This window comes from Cytobacillus sp. ABV4_503, assembly GCF_056158445.1.
The window spans coordinates 1,897,041-1,918,691 of the sequence record NZ_JBSWTH010000001.1 but is presented as its reverse complement, the minus strand read 5'-3'; the positions used below and the strand labels follow the sequence as shown (position 1 = coordinate 1,918,691).

The 21,651-nt window shown below is 40.5% G+C and carries 19 protein-coding genes and 1 pseudogene; 6 read left to right on the top strand and 14 right to left on the bottom strand.

Features of this window, described 5'->3' with window-relative positions; all coding sequences use genetic code 11:
- Nucleotides 1-166: 166 nt before the first annotated feature.
- Nucleotides 167-496, bottom strand: a complete 330-nt coding sequence (locus ACXAD1_RS09610) for a four-helix bundle copper-binding protein (RefSeq protein WP_370224028.1) — start codon at nucleotides 494-496, stop codon at nucleotides 167-169.
- A 131-nt stretch (nucleotides 497-627) separates the two neighbouring features.
- Entirely contained in the window at nucleotides 628-2,595 is a 1,968-nt protein-coding gene (gene ltaS, locus ACXAD1_RS09605) for a lipoteichoic acid synthase (RefSeq protein WP_474909909.1), read from the bottom strand.
- A 287-nt stretch (nucleotides 2,596-2,882) separates the two neighbouring features.
- On the opposite strand from ltaS, the gene ACXAD1_RS09600 reads away from it, so the two are divergent.
- A complete protein-coding gene (locus ACXAD1_RS09600) occupies nucleotides 2,883-3,539 on the top strand; it encodes a YczE/YyaS/YitT family protein (protein WP_312886140.1) in 657 nt (218 codons plus the stop codon).
- A 35-nt stretch (nucleotides 3,540-3,574) separates the two neighbouring features.
- Here the strand turns inward: ACXAD1_RS09600 and ACXAD1_RS09595 are convergent, their stop codons facing one another.
- On the bottom strand, nucleotides 3,575-5,866 hold the full coding sequence (locus ACXAD1_RS09595; RefSeq protein ID WP_474909908.1) for an ATP-dependent DNA helicase: 2,292 nt from the start codon (nucleotides 5,864-5,866) through the stop codon (nucleotides 3,575-3,577).
- Between the two features lie 158 nt (nucleotides 5,867-6,024).
- On the opposite strand from ACXAD1_RS09595, the gene ACXAD1_RS09590 reads away from it, so the two are divergent.
- Together ACXAD1_RS09590 and ACXAD1_RS09585 are read left to right on the top strand one after the other, a co-directional pair.
- Nucleotides 6,025-6,459 (top strand): hypothetical protein, encoded by a 435-nt coding sequence (locus ACXAD1_RS09590; protein ID WP_206837253.1) that lies wholly within the window; start codon nucleotides 6,025-6,027, stop codon nucleotides 6,457-6,459.
- 111 nt (nucleotides 6,460-6,570) lie between these two features.
- Nucleotides 6,571-6,756: a hypothetical protein gene (locus ACXAD1_RS09585; RefSeq protein WP_061790877.1), complete on the top strand. Its 186-nt coding sequence runs from the start codon at nucleotides 6,571-6,573 to the stop codon at nucleotides 6,754-6,756.
- Between the two features lie 68 nt (nucleotides 6,757-6,824).
- Here the strand turns inward: ACXAD1_RS09585 and ACXAD1_RS09580 are convergent, their stop codons facing one another.
- Nucleotides 6,825-7,859: a mechanosensitive ion channel family protein gene (locus ACXAD1_RS09580; protein ID WP_474909907.1), complete on the bottom strand. Its 1,035-nt coding sequence runs from the start codon at nucleotides 7,857-7,859 to the stop codon at nucleotides 6,825-6,827.
- A 137-nt stretch (nucleotides 7,860-7,996) separates the two neighbouring features.
- Between ACXAD1_RS09580 and ACXAD1_RS09575 the strand changes: the two genes are divergently transcribed.
- Both ACXAD1_RS09575 and ACXAD1_RS09570 read left to right on the top strand, forming a co-directional pair.
- Nucleotides 7,997-9,082, top strand: a complete 1,086-nt coding sequence (locus ACXAD1_RS09575) for an AI-2E family transporter (RefSeq protein WP_474909906.1) — start codon at nucleotides 7,997-7,999, stop codon at nucleotides 9,080-9,082.
- Nucleotides 9,083-9,189: 107 nt separating this feature from the next.
- Entirely contained in the window at nucleotides 9,190-10,239 is a 1,050-nt protein-coding gene (locus ACXAD1_RS09570; RefSeq protein WP_370224022.1) for a M42 family metallopeptidase, read from the top strand.
- A gap of 46 nt (nucleotides 10,240-10,285) precedes the next feature.
- Here ACXAD1_RS09570 and ACXAD1_RS09565 read toward each other — a convergent pair whose 3' ends face one another.
- Nucleotides 10,286-10,840 carry a M15 family metallopeptidase gene (locus ACXAD1_RS09565; protein ID WP_370224021.1) on the bottom strand — a complete coding sequence of 185 codons (555 nt, stop codon included), beginning with the start codon at nucleotides 10,838-10,840 and terminating at the stop codon, nucleotides 10,286-10,288.
- 235 nt (nucleotides 10,841-11,075) lie between these two features.
- Here ACXAD1_RS09565 and ACXAD1_RS09560 point away from each other — a divergent pair, with 235 nt between their 5' ends.
- On the top strand, nucleotides 11,076-11,267 hold the full coding sequence (locus tag ACXAD1_RS09560) for a CsbD family protein (RefSeq protein ID WP_206837235.1): 192 nt from the start codon (nucleotides 11,076-11,078) through the stop codon (nucleotides 11,265-11,267).
- 59 nt (nucleotides 11,268-11,326) lie between these two features.
- Here ACXAD1_RS09560 and ACXAD1_RS09555 read toward each other — a convergent pair whose 3' ends face one another.
- From ACXAD1_RS09555 to ACXAD1_RS09515, 9 genes and pseudogenes are all read right to left on the bottom strand, one after another.
- On the bottom strand, nucleotides 11,327-12,313 hold the full coding sequence (locus tag ACXAD1_RS09555) for a C40 family peptidase (protein WP_370224019.1): 987 nt from the start codon (nucleotides 12,311-12,313) through the stop codon (nucleotides 11,327-11,329).
- 288 nt (nucleotides 12,314-12,601) lie between these two features.
- Nucleotides 12,602-14,454: pseudogene (gene selB / locus ACXAD1_RS09550) on the bottom strand (selenocysteine-specific translation elongation factor).
- A gap of 100 nt (nucleotides 14,455-14,554) precedes the next feature.
- Nucleotides 14,555-15,358, bottom strand: coding sequence for a type II pantothenate kinase (gene coaW, locus ACXAD1_RS09545; RefSeq protein WP_206837225.1), 804 nt, complete (start codon nucleotides 15,356-15,358; stop codon nucleotides 14,555-14,557).
- Nucleotides 15,355-15,660 (bottom strand): TMEM164-related integral membrane acyltransferase, encoded by a 306-nt coding sequence (locus ACXAD1_RS09540; RefSeq protein WP_474911293.1) that lies wholly within the window; start codon nucleotides 15,658-15,660, stop codon nucleotides 15,355-15,357. Before ACXAD1_RS09540 ends, coaW begins: the two co-directional genes overlap by 4 nt.
- Before the next feature lie 46 nt (nucleotides 15,661-15,706).
- Nucleotides 15,707-16,066 (bottom strand): TMEM164 family acyltransferase, encoded by a 360-nt coding sequence (locus ACXAD1_RS09535; protein WP_474909905.1) that lies wholly within the window; start codon nucleotides 16,064-16,066, stop codon nucleotides 15,707-15,709.
- An 86-nt stretch (nucleotides 16,067-16,152) separates the two neighbouring features.
- Nucleotides 16,153-16,527 carry an SET domain-containing protein gene (locus tag ACXAD1_RS09530; protein WP_061791647.1) on the bottom strand — a complete coding sequence of 125 codons (375 nt, stop codon included), beginning with the start codon at nucleotides 16,525-16,527 and terminating at the stop codon, nucleotides 16,153-16,155.
- Between the two features lie 32 nt (nucleotides 16,528-16,559).
- Complete coding sequence (locus tag ACXAD1_RS09525) at nucleotides 16,560-17,237, bottom strand: Dph6-related ATP pyrophosphatase (RefSeq protein WP_206837221.1); 678 nt, start codon at nucleotides 17,235-17,237, stop codon at nucleotides 16,560-16,562.
- Nucleotides 17,238-17,302: 65 nt separating this feature from the next.
- Nucleotides 17,303-20,437 carry an AAA family ATPase gene (locus tag ACXAD1_RS09520; protein WP_474909904.1) on the bottom strand — a complete coding sequence of 1,045 codons (3,135 nt, stop codon included), beginning with the start codon at nucleotides 20,435-20,437 and terminating at the stop codon, nucleotides 17,303-17,305.
- Nucleotides 20,434-21,579, bottom strand: a complete 1,146-nt coding sequence (locus ACXAD1_RS09515) for an exonuclease SbcCD subunit D (RefSeq protein WP_206837214.1) — start codon at nucleotides 21,577-21,579, stop codon at nucleotides 20,434-20,436. The genes ACXAD1_RS09520 and ACXAD1_RS09515 overlap by 4 nt, the downstream gene beginning before the upstream one ends.
- Nucleotides 21,580-21,651 lie beyond the last annotated feature (72 nt).

Here is a 21,651-nt window from a genome sequence, read left to right as displayed (position 1 = left end):
TGAAGTTAGTATGGCAATAAATTGTGCAGAAATTATGGAACAGGTATATAAAAAGTCTAATTAATTCCCTTTACTAATAGAAAATATGTACATTTCTGAGCCAAGTATTGAATATAAAAAGCATTGAAAACAGACACCCTGCTGGATGTCTGTATATTAACTTAAATTAAGCAGCCATTTTACGGCATTCTTCCGCACACTTAAAGCATGCTTCAGCACAGCGCTGACAATGGCCATGATCGTGTTTTTTGCACTCGTTTCCACATGCTTCACAAATTTCTGCACATAGGGCGCAAATTTGCCTGGCAAAAGGGCTGTTTGACTGCATCGCCTTAGCTGCAAATGCACAGATATCAGCACACTCCCTGTCCAGGCGGATACAATCCGCCATCATTTTAACATCCTCTTCACCTAAGCATGCATCAAAGCAAACATTACATGCCTCCATGCATTCTAAACAAGCCTGGATGCATTCTTCAAAAGATTGGCTATACATTCTATCATCCTTCCTTTTATTTCTTTACAAAGTTACTCTACCCGTGCATTTTTTTAGTAAACTGCATATTTTCTGCATAGATTGCGGATGCAAAAAAAGAGAGCAGAGAATTATCTCTCTGCTCCCAAATATTACTTCTGCATACCCGGCCCATTTCTTTCCTCTATAAATGGCACCTCTTTTTTTACATATGAGTAATCATTCCGGTTGACCGGAATAAATCCTTCCGGCTTATAAAAGCGCAGAAGGTCCTTGTAAACAATGCTGTCTGACATTTCAAGCTCTTTTTTCCCCTGATCGGAAAACGGCTTACAGGCATTAGCTTCAGCTATTTCGCCAGTTTTAGTAAAATAACAGGTCTCTTCAATCTGTGTATATTCCGGGGAAATGAAGTTGCCGTTTCGAAACGGGACTACTTCACGGTGCTTATCTGATAATAGATCTGACCCCATTTCGAGGTGATTTCTTGTATCAATGCCCAGCAGGTGAAGTAAAGTCGGACGCACATCCACCTGTCCGCCAGCATGATGAACAATGCCGCCATCCACTCCTGGTACATGGATGAATACTGGCACTCTTTGAAGCTTGGCATATTCAAATGGCGTAACCTCTTTTCCGGTCACTTCCGCCATAGCTTCATTGTGGTTTTCCGAAATTCCATAGTGATCGCCATACAGAACCACGACTGTATGGTCATACAGCCCGGACTCCTTTAAATCATTAAAGAACTGCTGGAGTGACTGATCCATATAATTCGCCGACTGGAAATAGTGGTTAACCACATCATTATCCGTTTCGCCAGAAGGAAAATCAGTATCCCACTCATCCATTTTAAAGGGGAAGTGATTAGAAAGAGTGATGAATTTTGTATAAAATGGCTCTGGCAGACTGGTCAGCATCGGCATGGATTCCTTGAAAAACGGCTTATCCTTCAACCCATAGTTTTTAGTATTTTCATTGCTCATATTGTAATACTCAGCATCAAAAAACTTGTCATAACCCATGGTTTTATACATTTCGTTACGGTTCCAGAATGTCTTGTAGTTTCCATGGAAAGCTGCTGAAGTATAGCCTAGTGACTTTAAAATAGCAGGTGTGCCATGGAAGGTATTTTGCGCTTTTGTTACATAAACCGCTCCCTGTGACATTGGATATAGCGATGTATCCATAATGAACTCGGCATCGGAAGTCTTTCCCTGTCCTGTTTGATTCACAATATTATCAAAATAAAACGTCTTGCCGCTATGTGCAAGTGAGTTCAGGAATGGAGTAACTTCTTTTCCATTCAGCTTGTAGTCAATGATAAAAGTCTGAAGAGATTCCATGGATACGTAAATAACATTCATGCCCTTAGCTATTCCGAAGTATTTAGGGTTCGGAGGTGCATACTTGGCTTTCACATAGTTCTCCACTTCAGTTACATCATTACTATCCGCCAGTGCCCTTTGGCTGGCAGACTTCGCATTTTGCACAATGTCATATACAGTGAAATTGTATGCTCCAAGGTATTTCACCAAATAATTGCGGTCGAAGGAACGTGTAAGCAGTTCAGGCCGGTCATTCTCAGCAATTTCAAGATTAATGAAGAATACAATGATACCTGCAGCGATAACAGCCAATGCGGGTTTTCTGCTAATTTTCTTTCCTGGTTTGTACCATTTCCTTACTGCCAGGAAAAGGAGCAGCAGAGTATCTGTAAAGTAAAAAATATCCCATGGAGACATTAAAGAAAGAGCACTATCCCCCAGCTGCCCCCCATTTACTTTTGCCTGCATTAGTACGGGAACTGTAATAAAGTCGTTAAAGAATCTATAATAAACGACATTTGCATAAAGCAGGAAGGATAAAAATAAATTCAAGCCAATAAGCATGCCTGATTGCCATTTTCCTTTGAAAAACAAAGCAAATCCCAGAAATACCAGTGTAGAGCTTAATGGATTCAAAAACAGCAGAAATCGCTGTATGTCATTGTTGATCCCTAAATTAAATTCGATTCGGTAGGCTATATACGTTTTTAGCCATAAAAGGATAACAGACAGAAAGAACACAGCTAGGCTGGTTTTCGCCAAATTCCTAGGTGATTTAAATAACTTTCCCATAAGTGTGGTTTCACCTCTTAAATTGTAAACATGCGAAAAACTTAGCAGCGGCTAAGTTTTTATATGTAAAAAATATGTAAAGCCAGCATTAATAAATGGTGAATGAATGTAAAATAATATAGCACAGTTTCAAATGAATGAAAACTGATCTTTCGCCTTTTTCCTGCAAAATCCAACAACTTTTAATAATAATTTTCTGTTAACCCACGCAATCTGATGATAAAATGGATTTTCCCTTCATAATTTCAGTGCTGAGGGAGTATTGATTTTAAATAGGGTCAAGCTAAATATTAAACATAGTTGATTGGAGAGTCTTCATGAAGGAACGTTTCGTATTTTTTATTATTGGGATGCTTATCCTGACAATGGGTGTAGCCTTAATTATCAGGTCAAACCTTGGAGCTTCTGCCTGGGATGCCCTGGCTGTTGGTGAATCTCAAATGTTTAACTTAACAGTTGGCACCTTTGTTTTTATTAATGGAATCGCTCTTATTTTTATAAATGCTTTTTTAATGAAAAAAAAGCCTGAAGTCCTCGCAGCCATTTCCATATTAATAATTGGCGCACTAATTGACTTTTGGCTTCTCGTTATTTTTGGTGACCTTTCGCCGCAAACATTAGCAGGTCAATCATTCATTTTACTTTTTGGCATTCTTTCGATGGGAATGGGAGTTGCCATCTATCTTCAGGCCAAATTTCCGGCAAGTCCGATGGATACATTGATGGTAGCCATTCACACAAGATTTGGATTGAATTTAAGAAATTCAAGGATCATCAGCGAAAGCTTCGCCCTGCTTCTTGCGTTTTTATTCAAAGGCGCAATCGGTGTAGGCACGATTGTAGTAACATTAACACTTGGTTTGGTGGTACAATTCTTTTACCCTATTTTTGAAAAAACGCTTGAAAAAATGCAGGCACCCAAAGGCCCGCTTATTACCAAATGATCACCCTCATCCTGCTCTTTCTGAGCAGGATATTTTTAACTTTTAAACAAAATAGAATCCTTCCATTCTTCTGGCAGCAATGCCTGATACTCTTCCTGTACATACCTGTCATCCATTAAGACAATCATGCCTGTATCGTTTTCAGAACGAATAAGTCTGCCTCCTGCCTGAAGAACTTTGTTCATTCCAGGATAAGTATAGGCATAATCATAGCCGTTTTTTCCTTGCTGATGGAAATAAGCTTTCATAATATTGCGTTCAAAGCAGATCTGGGGAAGACCCACACCCACCACAAATACACCATTCAGTTTATCCCCCTGTAAATCAATCCCTTCTGAGAAAATCCCGCCCATGACTGCAAATCCTAACAGAGTTCCAGAAGCATTTGGCTGGAATGCCTCCAGAAACTTTTCCCTTTCTCCTTCATCCATTCCCGACTTTTGAATGATTGTTTGCATTGGCATTTCCTCATCGAGGAACCTTCCATAAACATTCTCCATATATTGATATGATGGAAAGAAAATCAGGTAATTTCCCTTTTGATCCTTAAGCATGTCCTTAATGGTGCTGACGATTGGTCCTATTGATCCTTCACGGTCACGATATCTTGTGGAAAGCGGCTGTATGTATACCTTTGCCTGATCTTTTGAGAATGGTGAAGGAATGGATACAATAAAATCTTCTTCTCGAAAGCCAAGCATGTCCAAATAATAATTGAGAGGCATTAAGGTAGCGGAAAAAAAGATAGCCGATTTGTATCCTTTTCTGGCCTTGTGCAGAAGATTCGATGGATCCAGGCAAAATAACTTGATGATCAGGTCATTTCTTTGCTTTTGAATATACGTTACAAACCTTTCATCATACAGTTTCCCAATTCTGATGAAGTTCTGGGCAGCAAGGAATACTTCCAGCAATTCTTCATCTGAATTATTTCGATTTTGCCCCAGATAGTTTTCCGCATATTGAACAAATCCCTCAAGAACTTCAAAAAGTTCTTCAGGGGGATCTTTTTCTGCGATCTCCTGATTTTCACCACATTTCTTTTTTAATGCAATAAAAATTCCATTAACCTGTTTTGCGCTTTTTTGGATCCCTTCATCCTTCCCCTTAAAGCTCCTGCTCAATTGAAGAAAGGATGATTTCTCCAGGGAACTTGAATACATTTCCCTTCCACGGTCCACAAGATTATGCGCTTCATCGATGAGGAGCGCCGTTTTCTTTTTATCCTCATCCAGGAATCTCTTAAGTGAGACCCTCGGATCGAAAATATAGTTATAATCACCAATAATGGCGTCGGCGGAGTATGCAGCATCCAATGAAAATTCAAAAGGACAGACTTTATGCCTCATAGCATATTTTTCAATGGTCGTTCTTGTTATCATGTTCTCATTCTTCAGGAGGTCAAGAACGGCATGGTTTATTCGGTCGTAATATCCATTGGCAAACTCACAGATGTCTTTTTGACAATTGGTTTCTTCCTTAAAGCAAATTTTTTCCTTGGCCGTGATTGTGACCGATTTTAGATTCAATCCATCTTCCTCCAACATGGCAATGGCCCCTTCAGCAGCCTGACGGGTAATGGTTTTGGCTGTAGCATAAATGATCCTATTTATATGTCCTTCCCCAATAGCTTTTAATGCCGGAAAAAGTGTAGAAATAGTTTTGCCAATGCCTGTAGGTGCGTTGGCAAATAAGTTTTTCCCTTCAGCAATGGTTTTGTATACTGCCACGGCAAATTTTCTCTGGCCATTTCGGTATGCAGGAAAAGGAAAAGCCAGTTCTTTTACGCTCCTTATTAATTCCTGCTGATGCTGAATCCTCAAATCGGCGTAAGGAAAATAGGATTCCAGAAGGTAAAGTATAAATTCTTCAAGTTCACGAAAAGAATAGCTTTGCTGAAATCTCTTGACTTCATTTGTTTTAGACTGTACATAGGTTAATTGAACCGTCATTTCTGAAAGATAATGATCTTTTGCATACATGAAAGCATAGCATTTAGCCTGAGCCCAATGGACTGGATAAGCAAATTCATCAATTTCAGTTAGCGGGAGGGAAACAGACTTAATTTCATCGATCATGCATTCTTCATTTCTGATGAAAAGCCCGTCACACCTGCCCTCAAGCTGAAAGTCGATGTGATTGAAAGTTAAGGCTGCGTGCAGGTACACTTCTTTTTGATCTTCTTCCCCATAAAGTTTTTGGATTCTCTGATGAATCCTGGTTCCTTCTGAAAGCGCAACTGCAGAACGGAAGCCTGTTTCAATGCTGCCGCTTTTATAAACATATTCAACTAACGATCTAACCGATATTTTTATCTTATTAGGCATTGAAACGGCTCCTTGCTTTATTATTCCCTCATTATAGCACATACGTTCTATTAGTGAGAAAGATTTGCAAAATCAGGAAAAGACCATTTACAATTTAAAGAGATAAAAAATGGGAGGAGAGTGAGCGGTTCTGTTCGTTTTTTGAGCAGCCCAAAAAGTTGAAAAAAATTATTTTTTGGACAATAACTGGAGGGTCTTTTATTTTATTGGGATTCCTCATCTATTTTGCTTCAATGGATTTGATATCAAATAAAGTAATGACAGAAGTTGCCGGCAGCATCACTGAGAATGATCTGGAGATGCTTGCCAATGATCCAAATGTCGAGGCCCTCCTTGGAAGCAGCCAGGATGATTTAAAAGCTATAGATTTTGAAGAGACATCATTGCCGATCAAGACAAAAGAAGAGGCTGTGAAGAAGATTTCAGAGAGCTTTTCGATGAAGGAAATCCAGCAGAGTGTCTCTAAATTAAAAGGCGGACTGACTGCTGAAGAGCAGAATGAAATATACAGCCTTTTAACTGAAAGGTTATCAGAGGAAGAATTAACTGCTTTAAAACTCATTGCTATTCAGGAAGTAAAAAGGAATCATTAGCACTAAATAATTCTAAAGAACTGTTTTTGTCTTATTCGAAAGATTTGGGATATTAGACCAAGCAAGATTCCTCCTTTTTCATACCATAGTATTGGAAGGGAGGGATATATAATGTATCAATTGGCATTATTATATCTTGCTTGTATGCTTGCTGGCTACGGCATGACAATGGTACCTGTTACTGCAGTTATTACTTCAGGCATTGCCAGCTTTTTCACCATTGTCGGAAGTCTGGCTATGATCATCTTTGGTCTTGCCATCCTTTATCTTGGCGTGAAAGCTTTGTTAGGGAAATAGTTTACACCTAGGAAATACCAGCCCTGAGCGGCTGGTGTTTTCGTTTTGCCTCCTTTTAACTGAACCCGTCATTCACCAGACAGCAGCTGTGCTGAGGCAAGTTCGATCCCATTTTTTAAAAAATGCTCTGCAATTACATGTCTTAGCCGGCTTTCAAATTTCTGTTTGGCATCAAAGTTTGCAACAGGCACTTCAATTAAAAAGTCCATGGCCTTATTGCGGAAATCCACAAAACGGATATCTGGTGCAGGTGCATTTAAAACCCCTTCTGTTTTAGGCATTTCCACGTTTACTGCTTCTCTAAGAAGCTTTTCAACTTTATCTGTATCAGTGCCATACGCAACGCTGATTAGAACCTGTGCAAGCATTTCAGAGCCTGTCCGGTTCTTAATGATCTGTTCGATGAAGTATTGGTTCGGGACGATGAGGGTTCCCTCTTTAGCTGTGCGGACGATAGTGGATCTGAGACGAATGCTTTCTATTTTACCAATCTTATTATTGATCTCGATCACTTCACCAATTTCAATCGGCCGTTCGAAAAGGATGATGATGCCTGAAATAAAGTTACCGGCAATATTGCGCATGCCAAACCCTATACCAATGCCGAGAACACCCAGTATGGCAGCAGCTGCAGTCAAATCAAGCCCAACCGTTGTCAGGCTGAAGGCGAGCGCTGCAATCATGACGGTATAATAGATCATTCTGTTGAATGAATAGCCGAGCCCCCTGTCAACACCATAGAATTCATAAACAGATGTTAATACATATTTGGTGAATACTTTTACGATCCGATTTGCAAGAGAGACTGTCAAAAACGCTACAATTATTAAATATAGTGTCACATCTACCTCCCCTGCTGTGAATAAGGTATAAAAAAGCCATTTCTCCCTTGAAAAATAAAACAAAAATAGAATGATAATTCCATAAAAAGCTGCCCAGTTCACGAGTGAAGAAATTCCCTGCATGATCCGGTCGTTTTGTACTGACTTGCCCTTTCTCTTATTCACGAGTAAGTTAAGTGCCCATTTGGCAGCCAATATCACTCCTGCAAACAATAAAAACAGCATTGCTTCCTTAATGGTTACATTTTTTATAAACAGCATATTTATACTCCTTCACCATTGTGTTTTTAATGTTTTACCTATTCCTCTTACATCGATTCTTAAACGGCTGTGTTTAATACTGTTTGAAAAAAGGAAAGGTGATTACTAAATACATATAATAAGGTTGGGGTATATGAATGTGGATCAATAAACCATTTTTTAAATATGCAGCAGGCACTATTACCGTATTAATCATCATTTTTCTGCTTGGTAAGATTGATTACTTCCTATGGCCAATTAAAGCTTTGGTTGCCACCATTTTCTTTCCGGTATTGATCGCCGGTATTCTTTACTACATATTGAGGCCCCTGGTTAGACTGGTTTCCAGGTCTTTACCCAAAACAGCCAGTATAATCGTCATTTTTGCTTTGGTGCTGAGTGCAGGGTATTTAGGATTTAACGCAATCGGCAATTTGATTGGCAGCCAGGTTACTGAACTAAGCGAAAACCTGCCGGCAAAGATGGAAGATTTATCGGATGAAACGGAGAAAGTGGTTGAAAATAACAATATGGGCATGTTTTCTTATGACCAAGTCAAAAACAAAGCCTTGAACTTTTTAGAGACTATTTTATCAGGCGCTGGCGAGAACGTGATGAAGGTCTTCTCTACCATTACAAGCATTGTCACTGTCTTGGTTGTGGTGCCCTTTATTCTTTTCTACTTCCTTAAGGATGACCACAAGCTACGGCCTTTTCTGTTAAAATACCTGCCTGATAAACACGAGGAAGAAGGCAATAAAATTCTCGGAGATATTGATAAGACCTTGTTTTCCTATGTTAGCGGCCAGTTTATAGTGGCAGTCGTAGATGGTGTGTTAATGTATTTGGGTTATAAGATAATAGGTTTGGAATATGCATTAATATTAGCATTTTTTGCGATGTTCCTTACTGTCGTGCCATTTCTTGGCCCGGTACTTGGCATTATACCCGCAATCTTCATCGGTTTACTGCAAGGTCCCGGAATGGTATTAAAAATAGTATTAGTGCTTATCGCTGTTCAGCTGCTTGAAAGCAATCTCGTTTCCCCTCATGTGATGGGCAAAAGGCTTAACCTCCATCCGCTTACAGTCATCATTATCTTAATGGCTGCAGGATCAATTTATGGTTTTATCGGAATCCTCATTGCCATACCGTTCTATTCCGTCGTTAAGGTACTTGTAAAAGACTTTAGAAGATTTTACCGTTTAAGAACAAGGAAAAGCTTGCTCTCAGAAGAAATATAAGTGACCGACTGCCGTTCTGGCAGTTTTTTATTTATAAGGAATGCTTATCCCAAGAAATAACAGTATAATAAGAATTGCGCGTGAATAATTCGAGAGGAGATTTTTATATGGCATACCCAAATACAAAAGAAACCATTAACTTACTAAAAGAAATCGTTTCTATTCCAAGCCCATCCGGTAATACAAATGAAGTGATTACATATGTGGAAAAGTTTTTTAATGAGCTTAATGTTGAAACAAATCGCAACCGCAAAGGAGGGCTTATTGCTTCCCTTCCCGGTAAAGACCAAACTCGTCACCGGATGCTGACTGCCCATGTTGATACCCTTGGAGCGATTGTGAAAGAAATTAAGCCTAGCGGCCGCCTGAAGATTGACCTGATTGGGGGATTCAAATATAACTCGATTGAAGGCGAATATTGCGAAATCGAAACATCTTCAGGCAATAAGTTTACCGGCACCATCCTGATGCATCAAACTTCTGTTCATGTATATAAAGATGCCGGGAAAGCTGAAAGAAACCAGGACAACATGGAAGTCCGCATTGATGAAAAAGTACATAATGCAGAGGATGTCCGTGCACTGGGCATTGAAGTTGGGGACTTTGTTTCCTTTGATCCGCGGGTGCAGACGACACCGGCAGGATTCATTAAATCACGCCATCTGGACGATAAGGCAAGCGTCGCAATCCTTCTTCAGCTGATTAAACAGCTGAAGTCTGAGAACATTGAACTGCCGTACACGACCCATTTCCTTATCTCAAATAATGAAGAAATCGGCTATGGCGGCAATTCCAATATTACACCGGAGACTGTGGAATACCTGGCTGTTGATATGGGTGCTATGGGTGATGGCCAATCGACTGATGAGTATACCGTTTCCATCTGTGTTAAGGATGCAAGCGGTCCTTATCACTATGAACTAAGAAAGAGTCTGGTTCAGCTTGCCAAGGATAACGGAATTGGGTATAAGCTTGATATCTATCCTTTTTATGGATCTGATGCATCGGCAGCCATCCGTGCCGGACATGATATCGTTCATGGCTTAATCGGACCGGGGATTGATTCCTCCCATGCATTCGAGCGTACACATGAGGATTCAATTGAAAATACAGCTAAGCTGCTATATCACTATGTACAGTCAGAAATGGTACTTTAAGAAAGAAAGAAGAACCTGCACCCATGAGTGCAGGTTCTTTGTATTATCATTCAGTTCCAGGCGGCCTCTTGCCTCTTTGCAGCTCCCAGATGGAGAGCCCAAAGTCCATTTGAAGATGAGGATAGTCCTTGAATTGTGTCCAATCCCCGCCCCATTCAAAACCAAGATCCTTTGCCATATCAACGACCTCCATCCAATCCGACTTACTGTTGCCGTTGCCGTCATACTGCATATCCCAGATAACCTGGCCATCTACCGACATCAGGGCGAAATCAATCGCCAGACCGAAATTATGGTAAGACTCTCCCCCTTTAGCATGCGTAACAATATTCCCCTCAACTGAGCGCCCTTTTTCGTATAGGGCATCCTGTTCTTCTATACTTCTGAAATCCTGGGTGATGACTACGTTAATGCCTTTGTCAGCAGCCTGAGCAATAAGTTCCTCTTTCTTTTCTGCAACGGCAGGGTGCAGAGCAGCTGGCGGTGGAACTTCTGTTAAGTCAGGTTCTTCTATAAAATGAATATATTGATAGAACAAAAGTCCGATAGTTGATATGAATAATAATAAAACAAAAAGTCTTCTTAATTGTCTTAAAAGCAAGGTTTATTTTCCTTTCTTTGAGGGTTCCGCAGATAGATCCTTCTTATTTTAACAAGACTTTATCGAAACTTCACCTTTTAAGAGATTGAATTCCATCATTTACAATAGGAAGTCAATCCTTACAGCTGGATAAGCGAAATAAATCCCTTTGCCAGAAAGAAAAAATTTATTTATTTGTTTTGGAATATAGGTTTTGGGTATACAAAATAGAAAGTCAACAGAGGAGGAAATACTTATGAACAAAGATCAAACAAACGGCAATGCTGATCAATTAAAAGGTGAATTTAAAAAGCAATACGGGAAGCTGACCAATAATGAATCCAAAGAAGCTGAAGGCAATATGGATAAATTAAAAGGACAGGCACAGGAAAAATGGGGAGATGCAAAAGAAGCACTGTCGAAGACTTTCAATGATCGCAGAGATTAATAAAAGTACTCAACGCAGCTTTATTGCGTTGAGTACTTTTCCATGAGCAGATTAATTAATTAAAAAGTCGTTTTCGCCCCTAAATAACGAGGCTTCCAATATGAATTATTCATATCGCTGATTTCTACACCGCGTGATGAACCGGCATGAATGAATTTGTAATTGCCAAGATAAATTCCCGCATGTGATGGGCCGGACTTGTATGTTTCAAAGAAAACCAAATCGCCCACTTTTGGTGCTGATACATGTTTTGTCGCGCTCCAAATGGATGCTACAGTACGTGGAATAGAGATTCCTGCTTTACCGTATACGTAATTCAGGTAGCCGCTGCAGTCGAATCCGGCAGGTGAGCTTCCTGCCCATTCATAAGGTGAACCAATGTATTTCTTTGCTTCATCGATTAGTTCATTCACCTTTGATGTCGTTTGCCCTGCTACCTGTGATTCTGCCGGCTTGCTTGATGCCGAACCAGTTACTTTTAGAGTCTGGCCGGCATAAATCAAGTCAGAAGAAAGGCTGTTCATTGCCTTTAGTTGTGAAACCGATAAGTTATGGCGAGATGCAATACCTGAAAGAGTGTCGCCTCTTTTGATGGTATAAGATCCAGTGCTTGCAGGAGCAGAAGGTGCAGCAGTGTTAACCGAACCTTTTACTTTTAGCTTTTGACCTGGATATATCGTGTCACTGCTGATTCCGTTTAAACTTTTTAGTGTACTGACGGAAAGGCCATGTGTTCTTGCAATTCCCCATAAAGTATCGCCTGATTTCACTGTGTAGCTGACAGTACTGCTAGAAGACCCGCCTGTTGAGGCGTCATGGCTGTGCGGTGCGAGCAGAGTCAGGGCTTGTCCTTTGTAAATTATCGATCCTGATATATGATTCCATGTCTTTAACTCTTCAATTGAAAGATTGTTAGAGCGGGAGATTCCCCATAAGGTGTCGCCAGACTGAACTATATATTTATTTTCATGAGCACTTGCTTCTCCATTGAACGGTGTAATCAAAAAACCAGCTGTCGCAGCCATTGTAAGTAGTTGTTTCTTCAAGTTGTACACTCCTTAAATTTCTTTGACAACCTAATATTAGTAATAATTCTAGTAAAATCCTATCTGAAAATAATGGGCTAATAGGCATAATCAACCATATTTTCATAGTTTTGCCTCGAATGGTTAAATTGTAGTAAATTTATCCTGCATTTATTGGTGGTAATTTCCAAACTATCAGAAGAAACCGGGTCGTTTTTCATCATATTTCAGATTATTCTAATTAAACTTTTTTCTTTCTAAACAAAAATAGATCAGCATTCTTAAGCTGATCTATTTAAAGAAAACTCTTTAAATCCATATTCTCTTATTTTCTGCTCTGCGTGTAATACCCAAAGAATCAAGCTTTTCAAGAAATGGAATCATATACTTTCTGGAAAGGCCCAATACTTCCTTTGCGTGGCCCACTTCAAATTCAGCATCTGTGCTCTTTTTCAGTTCTTCTACCGCTCCTCTAAAATGATCACCATGCCAATAGTTTTGTGCATCCAACGGTACGACGATTTCCTGGTCTTCTAAATATCGTTTTAAATCGCCTTTGAGATTCTCAGGAATCCCGGCGGAAGCATAATACTCGTCAAAAGGCTTTACTTTATAGCCATCTTTTTTTAATTCAGCAAGAAGATTGTCAGTTCGTTTTTGCCAGCTTTTCGGTACATGAGGATAAAAACCATTATTCTGTAAAAACTGTCCTTTTCTTTGAAATGCACTTTTTTCAATCCCTGAATTTAAGACAAATTCAACCAGCATTTTAGGATATTTATTCTGCATTGCCTGCAGCAATTCTGCTTTATTGGCCCCTTGCTTCATTGGATTTTCCAGGTGGAACTCATTCAGGCGGTCAGCTATTTCTTCTTCTATTGCCTCTTTGATGGCTAATAAAGTGAATTCCTTACTGTTAATTCTCAGGAAATCTTCTTCTTGAAGTATTTCCTTAACCGTCAATTCATCCAGCGAGGTTTTTGCTGTAACCTCCGAAAGCGAAAGCACCTTATTTTCTGACAACGCAGCTTTTATGCGATCGTTCGGTGTCCCTTCTTTTTTCCTGCTTAATTCCTCAATGGTTTTTTGGCCGAACCGGTATTTTTCACCGTTCGGATCAATCACCCAGCCCCCGCCAATGGTCTCCTGGGACTCGGCCGTCTTAAAATGAACCTGTCTCCCCTTTTGGCGACGACTTCCTCTTCTAAACGCAGCTGGCAGAGAATTTCTCCTTCTGAATTGGATAATTCATTACGGTCAAAAAAGACGATTTTACCCATGACCTCAGCTGTACCAATATGGCATTTGATCGGCATTCTCTGTTTGACGATATGCTCTAAATCTACCACCATCCTTACAGCTACATCAATGGTTTTCGTGACGCTGAAATGCTCAGACGATACAAGGACCTCGCCCCGCTCAATATCCTCCTTCGAAACACCCGAAAGGTTAATGGCTGCCCTTTGCCCTGCAAATGCCGATTTTGCAGGCTGATGATGTACCTGCAGCTGGCGTGCCCTGGTCTCGATACCAGTTGGCATGATTTTCAGAAGCTGTCCTTCTTCGACTTTTCCTTCATAAACAGTGCCTCTGATTACAGTTCCCTGGCCTTTCACCGTAAAGACCTGATCGATTGGAAGGCGGAATGCACCTTTTGCATCCCGTGTGTCCTGTTCTTTCAGCGTATGAATAATCAAACCCTTTAACTCTTCAATCCCTTTGCCTGACAGGCTATCTGTTAAAATAAATGGAACACCTTCAAAAACAGTGCCTTTCAGTTCCTCAAGAATTTCCTCTTTAACAAGGCTGGCGAACTCTTCGTCCACACGGTCAATTTTTGTTATGGCGACAATGCCATTTCGGATCCCCAGAAAATCGAGAATTTCCAAATGTTCTCTTGTTTGCGGCATAACACCCTCATCTGCTGCGACAGCCAGAATGACTAAGTCTATTCCTGCAACACCTGCAATCATTTGCCTGATAAAACGCTCATGACCCGGTACATCCACTACTGAAATTTGAATTTCCTCATCTTCATGTAAAGGGGCAAATCCCAGTTCTATGGATATTTGCCTTTCTTTTTCTTCTTTAAGCCTATCTGTATCCACATTTGTTAATGCTTTTGTCAATGTAGTTTTTCCATGATCGATATGGCCGGCCATACCGATTGTAAAGTATCTTTTCATCAAATCTGCCACCTGCTTCTTTTTGCATTCTTTTTCCACTGTATCCTGAAAAAAAGAATCTTTCAATCATCTGGTTTTATAAAGACAGCATCGCACCTATAGCTCCACAATACGCCCCATTTTGAATAAAGACAGGATTCTTGCCAAGCATGGCGGTATATTTCTTTAAAAGGTGCTTTAACGGTTCATTATGCTGAACCGTGCTTCCTATATAAATAATATCGCCAATCCGGTGCTGAACTGCTGCCTGAGTGCTTAGGAGCACAATTGTTTCTGCAATCATGTTTGTTAAACTGGCAGCTTTGTCTTCCTTGCTTACATGATCATCTTTAAATTTCCCAAAATTGCTGGCAGTCAGGCTGCCATCTATCGGTGAATTGAATGGTGCGTATATATCTTTAACCATTAAATCTGCATTCTCTGCTTTCCCGCTGCCTGCCAGCGAAACAAACGCGGAAAAATCTTTTTCACCTGTCAGCAATCTCCCCAGGCCCATCAATGTGCCACCGCCGATTCCGCTCCCGGACACCCTTGAGATTCTCCCGCCGCTGTTCAGGCAAATCGAAGTTCCTGTGCCTATACTTATTAAGAGAAATTTTTCATAAGATAAACCATCTTGCTTCATCAAATAGGATGCACCTATACCGCTAGACTCAAATTCAGGAACAATCCGGGCATTTTGAAAAAACTCATTTTTAAGGTATTCAGCCTTCCCGCCTGTCAGGGCAATTGGCGCATCACCAGCAATCATCCTCAGCCATTTCAGAGAACTATCCAGTTCATCAATTGAATATCTTTTGTAATGAATTTGACCATGTTCATCAAAAGCCATTTTCAGCAGAGAACCTCCAGCATCAATTCCTATTTTAGCAGGTTTCAAGCAGATTCCGCCTTTCCAGCTTTATCTTTTCCAATCATTTTGAATGGCAGCAGCAATAATGAAAACAGGAATATTGCCGCAATTTCCAGTGTTATTATGTAATAAGGGTAAGGTCCAAAGTAATCTATTAATGATGGATTTTCCGGCTTACGGGAAAGGAACATATAATTTCCTCCTGTTAGCTTGTTTGCGAAAAATGCCGCCGCTGCACAGAAATTCAGGAAGGTAAATGATTGGAACAAACCCTTTCCTGTTGGCCTGAATTGATGAACAAACACGAAATAAAGGCAGGTACAAACGATTAGATTATGAGTAATAAAAATTGAAAATAGCGAAAATGAGGAAAGCCTAGAAACAGCTCAGAGTCAGAATGGCCATTAATGCCCCTGTGACGCCAATGTAATAGACAATCTGGAAGACAGTCTTAGATTTCGATGCTAATAATAACAAGCAAAGAACTAAGCTTATGGAGCAAAGCTGAAGCGGCAGAGTGAAGGAAATATCCCATCTCCCGCCATGATAAAGCCAGAAATGGTAAAGGAGTTCCAAAGTAAAAAGCAATAGAAACATATACAGCCTGAATTCTTGATCAAGCCGGTATAAAACTTTTCTGAATATGAATAAAAGTACGGCTGCTGCGGCAAATAAGACAATCATGGCAATATGAGGATGCGGAAAAAACCATAAAAGGGAAGGCTTTATAATCATGAGAAAATAATCTGGACAAACTATTCTCTCCCTTCCGGGCTGGAGACTGCTCTCCGGGCCAGGGAAAGAATCAGTCTCCAATTAAATTATTTATTAAACCAAAGGGGATCATCATTATCTGCTTCCCCATTATAATTAATCAGAACCTCTTCACCTGCTTTAATATCTCTATAGGCGAAAAAGTCAAAGGTATGGTTGTCAAAATTGATATCATATACTGCATTTGGCTTGTAGGAATGGTTAAAAAGCATCCCATAGCCTAATAAGATAGCACTGTGATTTTTCCCGTATTCAAACGCATAATCAGCTAGAGCCGTTTTTTCAATATGCTGATGCTCTTTGTTTGGATAAGGAAGGACCGGGGCCTCATGAATCAGTTCACCCTTTTTAATATCGCGAGTAGCAAAGACTCCTCTATTATGTTCGCCATCGCTTACTGCTGATGTCTTAATTTCAATCATTTCGTTACCTGCACATTCTCGTCAATGACGTTTTATTTTTCAGCGAGCCTAAACTCGACAAATTCCAATTTATTTGTGGTTTCAAGCTGAATCACTTCAGGAGAGTCCAGCTGAATGCTATTAGAAAATAGCGGACCGTCATAAACAAACGTATGATACTCACCTGATTCACCCATTGGACATACAGGTTTAGCTTCAATTTTGCTTACAAAGTCTTGATTAAGTTCCTTGCCCAGCCAGGAGCTGTCCAATACATCTTCCCGGACACGTATGACTTTCGCTTTATAGCCTGATTCCACAAATGCCTTTAATGCCTTAAGACTATCTTTCTCCTCCATCCATAGAGGATATACTGCATCCAATCCTGCATCAGCTGCTGTTTTTTCTCCCCATTCGCGGTGTCCATCCAAGTAAAGATCCCCATATGCAATGCCTGTAACCCCATATGTGTTTTTTATTTTTCTTAAATCACTCACGAAACGTTCTGAGTAATCTTCAAAAGTACAATAAATAAACTCTGCAGGTATGGATAAGCTTTTTGCCTGAAGCTGAATTAATTCCTTTTTTTCACCATGCCCGAAGGTTCTGCCAATCTCCTGCGGAACCGTTGTAAGAAGGCATGCAACCTCAAACCCCTTTTTTATCAGCACATCCAGAGCCAGGCAGCTGTCTTTGCCTCCGCTCCAAGATAAAACGACTTTCTTCTTCAACAGTCATCACCAACTTTAATAGTATGGGAAAAAGGAAAGATGGTCTATCCTTTTTCCCCTTATTCCTAATTTAAAAATTGAAACTGTGTTCGGCTTCCTGTCTGGCTTGCAGTTACTTCCAGACGTGCATCAATTCTTTCCTTCAGCTCAGGAACATGAGAGATGATGCCTACAAGCCTTCCGCTGCTTTGGACTTCGATCAATGCTTCTATTGCCTGATCTAATGATTCGGGATCAAGTGTCCCAAATCCTTCATCAATGAACATTGTCTCAAGGGATACCCCTCCTGCGTATTGCTGCACCACGTCTGCCAGGCCAAGAGCAAGTGCGAGCGCGGCTTTAAAGCTTTCTCCGCCAGATAAAGTTTTCACATGCCTCTCCTGTCCAGTGTATTGATCGAACACAAGCAATTCCAGGCCGCTTTGTGCGTTACCCTTTGACCGGTCTGTTTTTCGAAGCAGCATATATCTTCCGCTGGTCATCTTTGATAAACGTCCGTTGGCTTCCCTCAGTATATCATCTAAAAAGGCCGCAAGGACAAATCGTTCAAAAGTAATTCGATAAGTGTTCTGCCCTTTTGAAATTTCATACAAGTGCCCGATTACTTTGTACCTTTCCTCAAGGGCTTTCATATTTTCATTTATTTCTGTAATTTTTTGCATTGTATCTTCGTTTTGCTTCTTCTTCATAAACAGATTTGTATATTGATCCTGCATCAGTTTCAATTGATCATCTGTTTCTTGTAATGATACCTGCAAGCTTTCCAGATCAGGTTTTTCAATCCCCTCTAAAACCTGCATCAGCTCATCGTATCGATCCTGTACAGAACGGACTTCTTCCCGATATTTCCTTACTTCACCTTCAAGATGCCTGATTTGATCTTCTGATTTTTTGGCATCACGGTATTCTCCGTAGACTTCAAAGCCCTGGTCCTTCATGCGCTGCACAAAATTCTGCCTTTCGTCTGCAAGCTTTTGCTCGATTTTAACAGCCTGCTTTTGGAGTGTCTCGTGCTTTGCCTGTTCTGCGATATGGGCCGACTTTGCATCTTGATAATTCTGCTGGGCTGTTTCCAGCTGTCTTTGCATAGTTTCAATTTTTTCAGCCGCATTATTCAAATTTGACTCATAAGCTTCAATAGACCTCAGGTTTTCAGGAATTGCATCCGTCATCCTCACCAAGTTGCTTTTCTTTTCCGCATGCATAATGGCTGCGTCACTAATTTGGTCTTGCAGCCGGTCTATTTCTGCAGCCAGAGCTTCTTTCATCTGCTGTGTTTTTTCTAACTCAGCAGTACAGTTTTCCAGCCTTGAAGATTTCTTCTTCAGTTCAGCATGACGTGTAAGAAGATCCTTTTTTTGATCGGCAAGTGTATTTTTCAGCACAAGCAAACTTTCCTGTTTAAAATCAGTACGCTGTTTTTGTATTTGGGCTTTTATTTCAGCCAATCCACTCTCGCTGGAATTCATGCGGGACTGGGCTTCATAAAATGCCGACTCAGCTTTTGCTTTCTCAGCTTCAATTTGGGCTGCCTGTTTCTTTGCTTCCTTCAGGTCTTTTTCATCCGGAATATCATGTGGCGATACAGCCGGATTTGGATGGTGGTCTGAGCCGCAGACTGGGCATGCTTCCCCGTTTTGGAGCCTGTCTGCTAAGATTGATGCCTGTCCGTGAAGCCACTTGCCCTCCAGTTCCTCCACAAGCAGTTTGGCATCATTCAGCCTGTATGAAGTCTGTTCAAAATAATTTTTCTTATTGCTGCATGCATCCAATAATAATTGATGCTCTTTATGCAGCTCTTCATATTTATGAAGCCGTTCTATTTCGTCTGTCAGTTTCTCCAGGTTTCGTTCATTCTCAATCTGTGCAAGCTTACTCTTTTCAATGTCCTGCTTTTCTTCAGCCAGTATTTTTATTTGCAGATCAGCTTTTTGATAGGCTTCATCTTTCTGTTTTTTTTGAAGCCGGAGGTTTTCAAGATTTTTTTCAAGAGAGCGGACCTGCTTTTCCACTTTTGCATAAGAATGAATGTCCTCTTTCATACTTTGCAGGTGATTAACCTGTTCGGCAGCCTGTTTTCTTTCTTCCTCGCGGTTCTTTTCAGATTCCCATTTAACTTGCTTTTCTTTTAGGAAGGTTTCAAGAGTGCCAATATTTTTCTGAAGCTCATGAAGGTCGGCATTTGCTGCATTCAGATCTTTCTTCAATTCATGACAGAGTTGCTCCTGCTGATTGAGCAGGGCTGCTTTATGAGCAAGTACAATGGCATTCTCTTTTGCAGTATATTGGTCTCTTAGCCCTTCCAGCTCTTCTTTCCTTTTCTTTAACTCTTCTTTCGTCTTCAACTGTTTGAGCACCATTTCAGCTTCATAGATCTTTTGCTGAAGATGATCTCTCTGTTCCTTCTTCTTCTTTCCTTCTTCTGTCAGTTCATCAAGACCACTTGCCATCTCCTTGATTTCTTCTGCAAGAAGCGGCAGGAGCAGGGTGTCATTGACACTTCCTGCTTCGAGGTAAGATTTCAGCTCCTCGCTATATACAGCCTGCACCTGATTAAAATACTGATCTCTCAGTTTTACCTGTTCCTCTACCGTTCTTTTTAATTCAGTTGCATCTTCTTTTAGTTTTTCTTCAATGCGTTTGTATATTTGAGTATGAAATAACCGCTGAAGAATGATTTCCTTATCCTTGCTTTCAGAAGTAAGGAGCTTTCGGAACTCTCCCTGGGGAATCATCAAAATTTGCCTGAACTGATTGCTGTCAATGATCATAATTTCTTTTATCTTTTCATCAACATCCCTCACATTTGAAGCCAGGAGCTTTTGCTCTCCATTTTCATCATACATATACAGTTCTGCTTTGGCGCTTACTGTTGTCGTGCCATCGCCGCGCTCTTTTTTCTTTTCCTGCTGAGGAGACCTTGCAATGTAATACCTTTTATTTCTTAAAATAAATTCGAGGGAAATCTCGGTTAGTGTATTATTTTTCGCAAACTGGCTTCGAAGTTCTGGACCATTTCGATCCTCCCCGCTTGCCTTTCCGTAAATCGCATAGCTTATGCCGTCAAAAATAGTGGTTTTTCCTGAACCTGTCTTTCCGGAGATGACAAACATGGTTCGGTTTCCGAGCTCGGTGAAATCAATGCTTTCACTGTCTGCGTAAGGGCCGAACGCCTGCATCGTTAATTTTAATGGCTTCATTTCAGCGCTTCCTCTCTCAGCACTCTTTCGATCACATCGGTCATAACCTGCTGTTTATCTTCTGTAAATTCGGAAGTGGTCATTTGTTCATAGAATTGTTTAAACAGATCATTCTCCGACTTTTTTTCTTCCTTCATCGATAGGAAGGAGCTTTTTTTCTTCATATCTGTAACGGCTATTCTTCTTTCAAGGTGAAGAACATTCGGGTAGACCTGTCTCAGCTTATTAATTGGATCAAGCAATGCACCTTCATCAAAAAGGGTGATTTTCAGATAGTCATCAAGGTTCTGTTTTTCATAGAAAGCCGGATCCATCAGTTCATCCAGATGCCCTTCGATCTCTCTCAAGTCTTTTTTGGGCTTTAATGAACGGGTACGCAAGTCAAATTCCCCATTTTCCTTCATTTCTATAATAGAAATGGATTTTTCCTGTTTAGCTTCTGAGAAAGAATATTTTAATAGGGAGCCTGAATAGCGGATCTTGTCATGCTTTATGGCATCAGGACTATGCAAATGTCCAAGTGCGGTATATGAGAAAGGATCAAAGCTGCTTGAATGGACACAGCCTGATCCTCCGACAGAGAGTGTCCTCTCCGAATCACTGGTAGCACCGCCCAGTACAAAAGCATGTCCGACAAGAACGTTCGGTTCATTTGGGTTCAGGTTCTCTTCAATTCTGCTCACAATCGCTTTCATTGCATCATCATGGGAGTACACACGGTCATCATCAAGCAAATGTCTTACCATTCCAGGTTCAGCATATGGAACCAGATAAAAATTCACACCATTAATATGTATGGGCTTAAAATCATTTACCAGTTTTCCAGACAGGTAGAACTTGCTTTGTTTATACCAGGAGCTTCCAAAGGACAGTCTTTCAGCGCTGTCATGGTTTCCGCCTATGGCAACAACAGGTGTATTGAGCTCTGCATTTATTTTAAATAGAATTTCATTCAGCAATTCTACAGCATCAGTCGGAGGTACGGACCGGTCATATAAGTCTCCTGCAATGACGACTGCATCCGGCTTTTCTTCCTCTACCACATCAATAAATTGATGCAAAAAATGACGCTGATCTTCGGTCATATATACACCATGGACCAGCTTGCCCAAATGCCAATCAGCGGTATGGATAAATTTCATATCTTACACCCTCTTTTCCTTGCCTGAGATTCTTTCTGCAATGTTACCATTATACCAAATCAAAAAACGGCA